This is a genomic window from Pseudomonas sp. GD04019 (assembly GCF_029837695.1).
GTDB lineage: Bacteria > Pseudomonadota > Gammaproteobacteria > Pseudomonadales > Pseudomonadaceae > Aquipseudomonas.
In genome coordinates, this window is sequence record NZ_JAOEEA010000002.1 from 257,863 (window position 1) to 270,138 (window position 12,276).

Genomic DNA, 12,276 nt, shown 5'->3' on the forward strand with positions numbered 1-12,276 from the left:
TTTGTTTGCGATGCTAAGGATCGACTCTGCGAGCTAGAGCTGGGCAAGGCGCAACGATCAGCGGGAGTAACAGCCGTAGGCTGGCCCGAAGGGTAAGCGCCAGCGAATCAACTGGGTGAGGGCGCGGAGTTTACGAGCTGTAAATGAGCAGCCCGAACCCAGTTTCAACGCCGCCCGGCCGACGCGCAGCAAGTCGAAACGGACTTACAGGCGCAGGCCGCCGTCGAGCTCAAGAATACGACCGGTGTAGTAGTCGTTTTCCATGATGTAGGCCACCGAGTGGGCGATCTCGGTCGGCTTGCCCATGCGGCGCAGCGGGATGCCGGCGGTCATCTTCTCCAGGGCTTCCGGTTTCATGCCGCCGGTCATCTCGGTCTCGATGAAGCCCGGTGCCACGCCCGCTACGCGGATGCCGTAGCGCGCCAGTTCCTTGGCCCACACCACGGTGTCGGCGGCGACGCCGGCCTTGGCGGCGGAGTAGTTGGCCTGGCCCATGTTGCCGGCGCGGGAGATGGAGGAAATGTTGACGATCGCGCCCTGGTTCTTCAGCTCGATCATCTTGGCCGCCACTTCGCGGGTGCAGAGGAACACACCGGTCAGGTTGACGTCGATCACCGACTGCCACTGGGCCAGGCTCATCTTGGTCATCTCGCCGTCCTTGACCTTGATGGTCAGGCCGTCGCGCAGGATGCCGGCGTTGTTGACCAGGCCGTTGATGGCGCCGAAGTCCGCGGCCACCTGGGCGACCATGTGGGTCACCTGCTCTTCGTTGGCCACGTTGCACAGGTAGGCACGGGCATCGCCACCGGCGGCCTTGCAGGCGGCCACGGCGTCGTCCAGCTTCTCCTGGTTGAGGTCGACCAGCGCCAGCTTGGCGCCCTTGGCGGCCAGGTATTCGCCCATGGCGCGGCCCAGGCCCTGGCAGCCACCGGTGATGATGATGACTTTGTCTTTGAGTTCCATAACACTGCTCCTCGAAGGTCTTGAAGATTGCCCCGCTGGCGCTGGGCGCCTGTTCGTTTCGTTTTCGACGAATTCTTAGCGAGGAGTCATAAATTGAGCATGACAGCCGAGAAGCATGCCCGAGAATTGTTGCTCAAGGAATACCGCGGGGTGCTTTCCACCCACTCCAAGAGCATGCCAGGCTTCCCTTTCGGATCGGTGGTGCCCTACTGCCTGGATGAGCAGGGCCGGCCGCTGATTCTGATCAGCCGCATTGCCCAGCACACCCACAATCTGCAGAAGGACGCCAAGTGCTCGCTGCTGGTCGGCGAGCGCGACGCCGAGGACGTGCAGGCCGCCGGGCGCCTGACCCTGCTGGCCGAAGCTCGGCAGCTGGAGGAGGAGGCCGCCATCACTGCTGCGGCCGAGCGCTACTACCGCTATTTCCCCGATTCGCGCGACTACCACAGCGCCCACGACTTCGACTTCTGGGTGCTGGAGCCCGTGCGCTGGCGCTTCATCGGTGGTTTCGGCGCCATCCACTGGCTGCAGGGAGTCAACCTGGCCAATCCGCACGCCGGCGAGCCCGAGCGCAGCATGGTCGAACATATGAACGACGATCACGCCAGCGCCATCGCCCACTACGTCGAGCTGGCCGGGCTGCCGCGGCACGAGCCGGCACAGCTGGCCGGCATCGACAGCGAAGGCTTCCACCTGCGCATCGGCAAGGGCCTGTACTGGCTGGCGTTTCCAACATCCTGTAACAACCCCGGTGCGGTGCGCCAGGCCCTGGTATTGCTGGCTCGCGCCGCTACCTGGCCGACCGTCGAGCAGGCCTCAGCTTGAATTAAGCGCCAGGCCCCATACTTCATCCGTATCGGAAACCGTTCTTCCGCCAAGGACATCTGCAATGCGCGCTTTTCTGTTTCTGCTCCTGCTATTCCCCATCATCGAACTGGCCGTGCTGATCCAGGTCGGCAGTGCCATCGGTGTGCTGCCCACCCTGCTGCTGGTGATCGGCACCGCGGTGCTCGGCAGCGTTCTGCTGCGAGTGGCCGGCGTGGCCACCGCCTGGCGCGCCCGCGAGCGACTGGCGCGCGGCGAGATGCCTGAGCAGGAGATGTTCGAGGGTCTGCTAATCGCGGTCGGTGGCGGTCTGCTGTTGTTGCCCGGCTTTATCAGCGACGCGATCGGCCTGCTGTGCCTGATTCCCTTCACCCGCCGCCTGATGATCGGTCGCCTGCAGCGTCGCGCCCAGGAGCAGGCACTGCGCCAGCGGGCGTTCTTCGACGACGCCCAGGCCCGCAGCGGCCAGACCCACCCGCAGGTGATCGAGGGCGAGTACCAGCGCCGCGACTGCAGGCGGCTGTGTAAAAAAATTCACAGTCGCCCTTGAAATGCCTATCGCCGCCCCTATCTAGCGATCACCGCAAGGTTTCCACCGTTTCGGTGGAACAGTCTTCCGCGACTCGCCTTTGGCGTGCCGCGCCCGGCCCCAAGCCGGATTTGCCTAAACCCGCCGGCGCAGTCGCCGGCCAGTGAAAACAACTAATAGGAGAGATCGACAATGAAGCTTCGTCCTCTGCATGACCGCGTCGTCATCCGTCGCAGCGAAGAAGAAACCAAGACCGCTGGCGGCATCGTGCTGCCGGGTTCCGCTGCCGAGAAGCCGAACCAGGGTGTGATCGTTGCCGTAGGTACCGGCAAGGTCCTGGACAGCGGTGAAGTCCGTGCTCTGGCCGTCAAGGTCGGTGACAAGGTGGTGTTCGGCCCGTACAGCGGCAGCAACACCGTCAAGGTCGACGGCGAAGACCTGCTGGTGATGGGCGAGCACGAAATCCTCGCCGTTATCGAAGCCTGATTCGACACGCTCTCCGTTCAACCCAAGAATTTAAGGAACAACCACCATGGCTGCTAAAGAAGTCAAATTCGGCGATTCCGCTCGCAAGAAAATGCTGGTCGGCGTTAACGTCCTGGCTGATGCCGTCAAAGCTACCCTCGGCCCGAAAGGCCGCAACGTGGTCCTGGACCGCAGCTTCGGCGCTCCGCTGATCACCAAGGACGGCGTCTCCGTCGCCAAAGAAATCGAGCTGAAAGACAAGTTCGAGAACATGGGCGCCCAATTGGTCAAGGACGTTGCGTCCAAGGCCAACGACGCTGCCGGTGACGGCACCACCACCGCTACCGTTCTGGCTCAGGCCATCGTCAGCGAAGGCCTCAAGGCCGTTGCCGCCGGCATGAACCCGATGGACCTGAAGCGCGGCATCGACAAGGCGACCATCGCCATCGTCAACGAGCTGAAGAGCCTGTCCAAGCCGTGCACCGACACCAAGGCGATCGCCCAGGTCGGCACCATCTCCGCCAACTCCGACAACTCCATCGGCGACATCATTGCCGAAGCCATGGAAAAAGTCGGTAAAGAAGGCGTGATCACCGTTGAAGAAGGCTCGGGCCTGGAAAACGAACTGTCCGTCGTGGAAGGCATGCAGTTCGACCGCGGCTACCTGTCCCCCTACTTCATCAACAAGCCGGACACCATGGTCGCCGAGCTCGACGGCCCGCTGATCCTGCTGGTCGACAAGAAGATCTCCAACATCCGCGAGCTGCTGCCGGTGCTGGAAGCAGTCGCCAAAGCTGGCCGCCCGCTGCTGATCGTCGCTGAAGACGTGGAAGGCGAGGCCCTGGCTACCCTGGTCGTCAACAACATGCGCGGCATCGTCAAAGTCGCAGCCGTCAAGGCTCCGGGCTTCGGCGACCGTCGCAAGGCCATGCTGCAGGACATCGCCATCCTCACCGGCGGTACCGTGATTTCCGAAGAAGTCGGCCTGAGCCTGGAAAGCGCCACCCTGGAGCACCTGGGTAACGCCAAGCGCGTTCAGCTGAGCAAGGAAAACACCACCATCATCGACGGTGCTGGCCAGCAGGCTGACATCGAAGCCCGCGTTGCGCAGATCCGCAAGCAGGTCGAAGACACTTCCTCCGACTACGACAAAGAGAAGCTGCAAGAGCGTCTGGCCAAGCTGGCCGGCGGTGTTGCCGTGATCAAGGTCGGTGCCGGTACCGAAGTCGAGATGAAAGAGAAGAAGGCCCGCGTTGAAGACGCCCTGCACGCTACCCGCGCAGCCGTCGAAGAAGGCGTGGTACCTGGCGGTGGCGTGGCCCTGGTGCGCGCTCTGCTGGCCATCGAAGGCCTGAAAGGCGACAACGACGACCAGAACGTCGGTATCGCCCTGCTGCGTCGCGCCGTTGAAGCCCCGCTGCGCCAGATCGTGGCCAACGCCGGCGACGAGCCGAGCGTGGTGGTCGACAAGGTCAAGCAAGGTTCCGGCAACTACGGCTACAACGCCGCTACCGGCGTGTACGGCGACATGATCGAGATGGGTATTCTCGATCCGGCCAAAGTCACCCGTTCCGCCCTGCAGGCCGCTGCTTCCATCGGCAGCCTGATGATCACCACCGAAGCCATGGTCGCCGACATTCCGGAAGACAAGGCTGCTCCGGCCATGCCGGACATGGGTGGCATGGGTGGCATGGGCGGCATGATGTAAGCCGACCGGCTCCCTGAGCTGCAACGAAGAAGCCCCGCCCCGTGCGGGGCTTTTTCTTGCCCGTGAAAAATCCGTCAAAGGCGGCGGACGCCGGGACGTTCCGCGGTATCTTTGCCGGCATTGCGACGAATAGGGTTCTTTCCATGCGTATCCTCCTGGTCGAGGACAACCGCGACATCCTGGCCAACATGGCCGACTACCTGCAGATCAAGGGCTATACGGTGGATTGCGCCCAGGACGGGCTGTCCGGCCTGCGCCTGGCCAGCAGCGAGCATTACGACCTGCTGGTACTGGACATCATGCTGCCCGGCATCGATGGCTACACCCTGTGCCGCCGCCTGCGCGAGGAGGCGCGGCGCGACACGCCGGTGATCATGCTCACCGCCCGCGACCAATTGGACGACCGCCTGCAAGGCTTCCAGGCCGGCGCCGACGATTACCTGATCAAGCCGTTTGCTCTCTCCGAACTGGCTGCACGCATCGAGGCGGTGCTGCGCCGCAGCCTGGGCGGCGGCAAGCGTCTGCTGCAGGTGGCGGACCTCGGCTACGACCTCGATACCCTGGAGATCAACCGTGCCGGCAAGCCACTCCGGCTCAACCCGGTCGGCCTCAAGCTGCTCGCCATACTGATGCAGAAGAGCCCGCACGTGGTGCGCCGCGAGGTGCTGGAGGAGGCGCTGTGGGGCGACGACTGCCCGGACAGCGATAGCCTGCGCAGCCACGTGCACCAGTTGCGCCAGGTGATCGACAAACCCTTCGACAAGCCGCTGCTGCAGACCGTGCACGGCGTTGGCTATCGACTGGCGGAGCCGGGCGATGGCGTTTAGGGATGGTCTGTATCGGTACGGGCTGTCCAGGCAGAGCCTGTCACGCCGTATCGTCATCGCCTTCGTGCTGATGACCGCACTGGTCGGCGGCACCTTCTCTTTTGGCATCGTCGAGACCGTGCACCAAGTCGAGGAGCGGCTGATCTCCAGCGAACTGGGCGGCGATCTCGGGCGCTTCCTGAAGATGGAGAGCATCGACGAATGGCGCCATCGCCCCGAGCCCGGCCAGCTGTTCTATTTCAGCGATGGGCATGGCGAATTTGCCCTGCCGGAGGAGCTGCAGGACTTGTCGCCAGGTTTTCACGAGGTGTACCGCGAGGACACCTCCTACCACGGCTTCGTGCAACTGGTGGACGGTCGCCGCTATGTATTGCTGCAGGACCAGAGCGGTTTCGAGGAGCGCGAGCAGCTGTTGTTCGCCGTGGTGCTGGTGGGCTTCCTGATCAGCCTGGGGCTGTCCGGCCTGCTCGGCTGGCTGCTGGCGCGTAAGGTGATCGAGCCGGTGGTGCGCCTGTCGCGCCAGGTGCGTGCCCCCGAGCAGCTGCTGGACGAGGCTCCGCGGTTGGCGCGCGACTACGCCAGTGACGAGGTCGGTCAGCTGGCCGCCTCCTTCGACACCACCCTGGGCCTGCTGCGCCGCGCGCTGATGCGCGAGCGCCTGTTCACCAGCGACGTTAGCCACGAGCTGCGTACCCCGCTGATGGTGCTGGCCAGCTCCTGCGAACTATTGCTGGAGAGCCCGAGCCTGGATGCTCGCGGCAAGGCTCAGGTGCGGCGCATCGCCAACGCCTGCGAGGAGATGCGTGGCCTGGTGCAGACCTTCCTGATGCTGGCCCGCTCGCGCCAGGAAACCAGTGGCATACCTCAGGCCACTCTGCGTGAGGTGGCCGATGATCTGGTCGCCCAGTGGCGATCGGCCATCGAGGCCAAGGGCCTGGTGTTCGACTACTGCGCCGACCGGGTCTGCGAGCAACGCTACATCGCGCCGCTGCTGCGCTCGGTGCTGGGTAATCTGCTGCGCAATGCGCTGCACTACACCGAGCAGGGGCGTATCGGCCTGAGCCTGGGCGAGCAGGGCTTCCTGGTTGAGGACAGCGGTGTGGGCATCCCCGCCGCCGAGCGCGAGGCCATGTTCCAACCCTTCGTGCGCGGCGGCGCGGCGCGGGGCGAGGGGCTCGGTCTGGGGCTGTCGCTGGTGCAGCGCATCTGCGAGAGCCAGGGCTGGAGCGTCGAGCTGTCCGACGCCGAGCCCAATGGCTGTCGCTTTCAGGTCCGCCTGGGAGTTAGCGGCGCAGCCTGAGGCTTGGATCAAATGGGTATGCTGCTTGCTTATTTGTCTGAATTCGCTGCCATAGATCGGAAATGGCTACCGATATGTAGGCATTCGAGGCAGATTCGTTACCCGCTGTTACCCCGGCTATGCCTGTAGTCGTGTCCGCACAGTTTCTGGAGAGTTGATGTTGTCCGAGTTCATGTCCGGGGGCGCTATCGCCCCCGCTGGTCAGTTCGAGCATTGGTGGCAGTTGCAGGGCGAATGGGTCGAAGAGCCCAACCGACGCAGGGGCGGGGAGAGTGGGGTGCAGCGCCTGCACGATGCCCAGGGGCAGCTGCTGTACGCCAAGCGTCAGGTGGGGCATCTGTGCCGTAGCCTGAGTCACCCATTCGGTCGGCCCACCGTGCTGCGCGAGCGTGATGCGCTGCTGGGGCTGAGCCGCCTCGGTGTGCGTGTACCACGCCTGATCTACTGTGATGCGAGCTACCAGGAAGGGCAGGGTTGGCGTGGTCTGCTGGTCAGCGAGGCACTGGATGGCTTCAGCGATATCGACAGCTGGTATGCCGCCGGTGGTCGTGAACATTTCGGCCAGCAGCATGACGCACTACTGCAACAAATAGGTGCGACCCTGGCGCGCATGCACTTGGGACGCTGGCAGCATGGCTGCCTGTATGCCAAGCATGTGTTCGTCAAGGTGGCGGAGGAAGGCGTGGAAGTGGCGCTGCTCGATCTGGAGAAGAGTCGGCGTCGCCTGAGTCGCAAGCGCGCGGCGCTGCATGACCTGCGCCAGCTGCGGCGTCATTCGTCTTGGAGCGAAGCGGAATGGCAGCAACTTCTGTCGGGTTACCGCCGGCAGTGGGGCAGGGCGTTGCCGCTGGAGTGAAGGAACTTCGCCTCTGCATGGCGTTCTGATGAGCGCCATACCCGAGCCGAGAAACCATTCGTCGGCTGGGACGTTGCCAAGGACTGGCCTGAACTAGTTTTGCTTTTCAGGTGTTTGGCAGCGCCATCAAGGGGTTATCGAGATGAAATTAGAGATTGCTAGAGGATTGTTCCTCGTCGGTGCCCTGAGCGTCACGGCCCTCGCTGCGGCTGCCTGGCAGGAGCCAGCGCCGCAGGTAGTCGATTTGGTTAACTGTGCCGATCAGGTGTGTCCGGCAGTATCCGCCCGCCACGGCACGGCCCAGCCCTTGGAAGTGGATGGCAACAACCTGATGCTACTGGTGTTCGGCCTGTCCCATGCGATGAAGGGCGAGCAATAAGCCTTTCGCCCGATCCGGCCCGAGTGGCCCAGAAAAAAGCCCCGCCTAGGCGGGGCTTTTTCGTTTCCGGCTGATGTCTCAGTGTGCCGTCGCGGTCGATGCTGCCGGTGCCTTGTCCGGGCTGGCCAGCAGGGTATAGACGCAGGGCAGCACGAACAGGGTGAACAGGGTGCCGATGGACATGCCGGTGGCGATCACCAGGCCGATATCGTAGCGGCTCACTGCGCCGGCACCGGTGGCGAGGATCAGCGGCACCATGCCGAAGACCATGGCCGCGGTGGTCATCAGCACCGGGCGCAGGCGGATCGACGCGGCTTCCTCGATCGCCTCGCGCACCGACAGGCCCTTGTCGTGGCGCAGCTGGTTGGCGAACTCGACGATCAGGATGCCGTGCTTGCTGATCAGGCCGATCAGCGTCACCAGGCCCACCTGGGTGTAGATGTTCATGCTGGAGAAGCCGAGGAAGATCGGGATCAGCGCGCCGCAGATCGACAGCGGCACGGTGACCAGGATCACCAGCGGGTCGCGGAAGCTCTCGAACTGCGCTGCCAGCACCAGGAAGATGATCGCCAGGGCCAGGGCGAAGGTGATGAACAGCGCGCTGCCTTCCTGGATGTACTGGCGCGAGGCGCCGGCGTAGTCGAAGGTATAGCCGCGTGGCGCCTCCTTCTGCGCGATCTGCGCCACGGTGTCCACTGCCTCGCCCATGCTGACGATAGGCACGCCCTCGATGATCGCCGCGTTGAGCTGCTGGAACTGCTTGAGCTTGGTCGGCCGCGCACGGTCGCTAACCTTGATCAGGGTGCCCAGCGGCACCATCTGGCCGCTCTCGCTCTTCACGTGGTAGCTGCTCAGCCAGTTCGGGTTATCGCGGTAGGCGCGCTCGACCTGGGCGATCACCTTGTAGCTGCGACCGTCGATGGTGAAGCGGTTGACCTCGCCCTCACCGAGCAGGATGGCCAGGGTGGCGCCCAGGTCCTGCATGGACACGCCCATCTGCGCGGCCTTGGCACGGTCGATATCGACCACTACTTCGGGCTTGTCGAACGCCAGGTCGACGTTGAGGAAGGCGAACTTGCCGGACGCCATGGCCTCCTGCTTGATCTTCTCGGTCACCTGCAGCAGCGACTCGTAGTCGTTCGGCGTGTTGATCACGAACTGGAACGGCAGGCCCTCGCCGGTGCCGGGCAGGGACGGCAGGTTGAAGCCGAAGATCTGCAGGCCGGGGATGTCGTTGAGACGACCCTGGACGATCGGCAGCAGCTCCATCTGGGTGCGCTCGCGCTCGCCCCACGGCGTCAGCAGGAAGCCGCCGATGCCCGACTGCACGCCGTCGAAGCCGTTGATCTGGAAGGACGAGTAGTACTCGGGGAACTCCTTGAAGATCTTCACGAACTGGTCGGTATAGGCGTTCATGTAGTTCAGGTTGGTCGGCTGCGGCGCGTTGGCGAACAGGAACACGATGCCCTGATCTTCCTCGGGCGCCAGCTCGCTCTTGGTGAAGCTGAGCAGCACCGGGATCAGGCACATGACGATGATGCCGAACACGATCACCACCGGGCGGGTGTTGAGCGTGCCGTGCAGGGCCTTCTGGTAGCGGCGCTTGAGCTTGTCGAAGGCCATGTCCAGCTTGTGCGCCAGGCCCGTGGGATTCTCCTCGTGGCGCAGCAGCTTGGAGCACATCATCGGCGACAGGGTCAGGGCGACCACGCCGGAGATGATCACCGCGCCAGCCAGGGTCAGGGCGAACTCCTTGAACAGTGCGCCGGTCAGGCCCTCGAGGAAGCCGATGGGGGCGTACACCGCGGCCAGGGTGATGGTCATCGAGATTACCGGCACGGCGATCTCGCGGGCACCCTCGATGGCCGCATCGAATGGCGTCTTGCCCTCTTCGATATGGCGGTGGATGTTCTCCACCACCACGATGGCGTCGTCCACCACCAGACCGATGGCCAGGACCATCGCCAGCAGCGTCAGCAGGTTGATCGAATAGCCCATCAGCTGCATGAAGAACAGCACGCCGATCATCGACAGCGGGATGGTGATCACCGGGATCAGCACCGAGCGGAACGCGCCGAGGAACAGGAATACGACCACGATGACGATCAGCACCGCCTCGCCCAGGGTCTTCACCACTTCCTCGATGGAGGCGCGGATGAACTCGGTGGCGTCGTAGGCGATGGAGACCTTGAGGTTCGGTGGCAGCTGCGCCTCCAGCTCCGGCAGGATGCCGCGCACATGCTTGATCACATCCAGCGGGTTGGCGCTGGGCGTACCCTTGATAGCGATGTACACGGAAGGAATGCCGTCGAACGAGCTGATCGAGTCGTAGTTCTCGGCGCCCATCTCCACCCGGGCGATGTCGCGCACCAGCACGCGGCTGTCGCCGCTGGTCTTCACCGGAATGGCAGCGAAGGCCTCGGCCGACTTCAGGTCGGTGGTGGCGTTGATGCTGGTGACCACGTACTGGCCCTTCACCTCGCCGGCCGCGGCCAGGAAGTTGTAGCGCTGTACGGCGCTGGTCACGTCCACGGCGGTGATGCCGTAGGCGGCCATCTTCACCGGGTCCAGCCACAGGCGCATGGCGAACACCTGGTTGCCGAGGATCTCGGCTTCGGCCATGCCGGGCAGGGTGGCCAGCTTGGGCTGGATCACGCGTGACAGGTAGTCGGTGATCTGCGGGTTGGACAGCTCGTCGCTATAGAAGCTGACGTACATCAGCGCCGAGGCGTCGGCCGCTTCCTTGGACAGCACCGGGTCTTCGGCATCCTGCGGCAGCTGGTTCTTCACCTCGTTGGCCTTGGCCAGCAGCTCGGTGAACAGCCGGTCGGTATCCGCGCCGATGCGGGCGTAGATGGAGATGGTGGAGAAGTTCTGCTGGCTCGACGACGTCATGTAGTCGATGCCTTCGGCACTGGCCAGGCTCTGCTGCAGCGGCTGGGTGATATAGCCCTGGATGGTCTCGGCATTGGCACCGGGGTAGGCGGTGGACACCGTGATCAGGGCGTTTTCCATCTGCGGGTACTGGCGGATCACCAGCTTGCTGAAGGCCTGGAAGCCCAGCAGGATGATCAGCAGGCTGACCACGGTCGCCAGGACCGGGCGCCGGATGAACGGATCTGTGAAAGCCATAACGGGTTCCTTGGCGTCGAGTCTTACTGCTCGACGCTGGCTTGGGTGTCCTTGGTCAGGGACTGGTCATCGATGACAGTGACGTGGGCGCCGTTGTCCAGCTTGAGCTGGCCGGCAGTGACCACGCGCTCGCCGGCCTTCAGGCCCTTGCGCACCAGCACAACGCCAGCGCGGCGCTCGCCGGTCTCGACGAAGCGGCGCTCGACCGCCAGTTGGGTCTGGCCCTTGTCATCTTTCACCAGGGCACCCTGGTCGTCCTTCTGCTCGCCGATCACGTACACCGAGTTGCCGTACAGGGTGTAGGTGATGGCGGTTTCCGGCACCACGACCTGGGTCTTCTCGCCCGGCAGCAGCACCTCGAGGTTGGCGAACATGCCCGGCAGCAGTTTGTTGTCCGGGTTCGGCAGCGTGGCGCGGACCTGCACGTTGCGGGTGTTTTCCTCGACCTTGGGGTTGAGGGCGCTGATCTCGCCCTCGAAGACTTCGCCCGGATAGGCGGCGACCGACAGGCGCACGCGCTGGCCGATGGCCAGCTGCGGGTAGTCCTGCTCGGGCAGGAAGAAGTCGACGTACAGCTTGGACAGGTCCTGCAGGGTGGCGAAGTAGGTGCCCGGGCTCAGGTAGGCGCCGGTGTCCACCTGACGAATGCCGATGGTGCCGGCGAACGGCGCCAGTATGCGCTTCTTGTCCAGCTCGGCCTTGAGCTGGGAGACGCTCGCCTCGGCCTTGAGCAGTTCGGCGTTGAGGCGGTCGAACTCGCTCTTGGAGATGGCCTGCTTGCCGGCGATTTTCTTGCCGCGCTCGTACTCGACGCGGGCCAGGGCGCGCACCGCCTCGGCGGTGGCGAGGATCGCGCGCTCCACTTCGCTGTCCAGCTGCAGCAGCGGCTGACCGACAGTGACCTTCTCGCCGGACTGGAACAGTACTTCCTTGACCGTACCCTCCACCTCGGAGGTCAGGTCCACGCCCTGGAAGGCCTTGAGCGTGCCGATGGCCGGCAGGAGGCTCTGCCAGGGCTTCTCTTCGGCGACGGCGGCAGACACGCTGATGGCCGGCTGTGGGCCGGAGAACATCTGGATCTGCTGGTAAATGGAGAAGCCTTTGTAGGCGGCGAGGGCGAGCACCACGACGAGTACCACGCCCAGCATGATGAGCATGCGGCGGAGCAACATATTCCGAATCCTTGGCGAGGCGGAGAGGGCCTGGAATAGGCGAAGGTGGCACCTTAGTGCGACTTGACCATCAAGTCAAAAGCTTGGCGTTTGCAAAAGATTGCGTCGTTATTGTCGCGC

At 64.0% G+C, this 12,276-nt stretch carries 11 protein-coding genes; 8 read left to right on the forward strand and 3 right to left on the reverse strand.

From position 1 onward, the window contains the following. Window positions 1-204 precede the first annotated feature (204 nt). Complete coding sequence (locus N7607_RS03860) at window positions 205-963, reverse strand: SDR family oxidoreductase (protein ID WP_279864338.1); 759 nt, start codon at window positions 961-963, stop codon at window positions 205-207. A gap of 93 nt (window positions 964-1,056) precedes the next feature. Here N7607_RS03860 and N7607_RS03865 point away from each other — a divergent pair, with 93 nt between their 5' ends. From N7607_RS03865 to N7607_RS03900, 8 genes are all read left to right on the forward strand, one after another. Beyond that, entirely contained in the window at window positions 1,057-1,788 is a 732-nt protein-coding gene (locus tag N7607_RS03865; RefSeq protein ID WP_279864337.1) for a DUF2470 domain-containing protein, read from the forward strand. 64 nt (window positions 1,789-1,852) lie between these two features. Continuing rightward, window positions 1,853-2,338 (forward strand): FxsA family protein, encoded by a 486-nt coding sequence (locus tag N7607_RS03870; RefSeq protein WP_279864336.1) that lies wholly within the window; start codon window positions 1,853-1,855, stop codon window positions 2,336-2,338. 171 nt (window positions 2,339-2,509) lie between these two features. Further along, window positions 2,510-2,803, forward strand: a complete 294-nt coding sequence (locus N7607_RS03875) for a co-chaperone GroES (RefSeq protein WP_137971074.1) — start codon at window positions 2,510-2,512, stop codon at window positions 2,801-2,803. Window positions 2,804-2,849: 46 nt separating this feature from the next. After that, entirely contained in the window at window positions 2,850-4,490 is a 1,641-nt protein-coding gene (groL, locus tag N7607_RS03880; protein WP_279864334.1) for a chaperonin GroEL, read from the forward strand. A gap of 143 nt (window positions 4,491-4,633) precedes the next feature. Next, entirely contained in the window at window positions 4,634-5,317 is a 684-nt protein-coding gene (locus N7607_RS03885) for a response regulator transcription factor (RefSeq protein ID WP_279864333.1), read from the forward strand. Beyond that, window positions 5,307-6,617, forward strand: a complete 1,311-nt coding sequence (locus N7607_RS03890) for a HAMP domain-containing sensor histidine kinase (protein WP_279864332.1) — start codon at window positions 5,307-5,309, stop codon at window positions 6,615-6,617. The genes N7607_RS03885 and N7607_RS03890 overlap by 11 nt, the downstream gene beginning before the upstream one ends. A 157-nt stretch (window positions 6,618-6,774) precedes the next feature. Beyond that, complete coding sequence (locus N7607_RS03895; protein WP_279864331.1) at window positions 6,775-7,473, forward strand: lipopolysaccharide kinase InaA family protein; 699 nt, start codon at window positions 6,775-6,777, stop codon at window positions 7,471-7,473. Window positions 7,474-7,615: 142 nt separating this feature from the next. Then, window positions 7,616-7,852, forward strand: coding sequence for a hypothetical protein (locus tag N7607_RS03900; RefSeq protein WP_279864330.1), 237 nt, complete (start codon window positions 7,616-7,618; stop codon window positions 7,850-7,852). 78 nt (window positions 7,853-7,930) lie between these two features. Here N7607_RS03900 and N7607_RS03905 read toward each other — a convergent pair whose 3' ends face one another. Beyond that, window positions 7,931-10,984, reverse strand: a complete 3,054-nt coding sequence (locus tag N7607_RS03905; RefSeq protein WP_279864329.1) for a multidrug efflux RND transporter permease subunit — start codon at window positions 10,982-10,984, stop codon at window positions 7,931-7,933. A gap of 23 nt (window positions 10,985-11,007) precedes the next feature. Next, window positions 11,008-12,156, reverse strand: a complete 1,149-nt coding sequence (locus N7607_RS03910) for an efflux RND transporter periplasmic adaptor subunit (RefSeq protein WP_279864328.1) — start codon at window positions 12,154-12,156, stop codon at window positions 11,008-11,010. Between the last annotated feature and the right edge of the window lie 120 nt (window positions 12,157-12,276).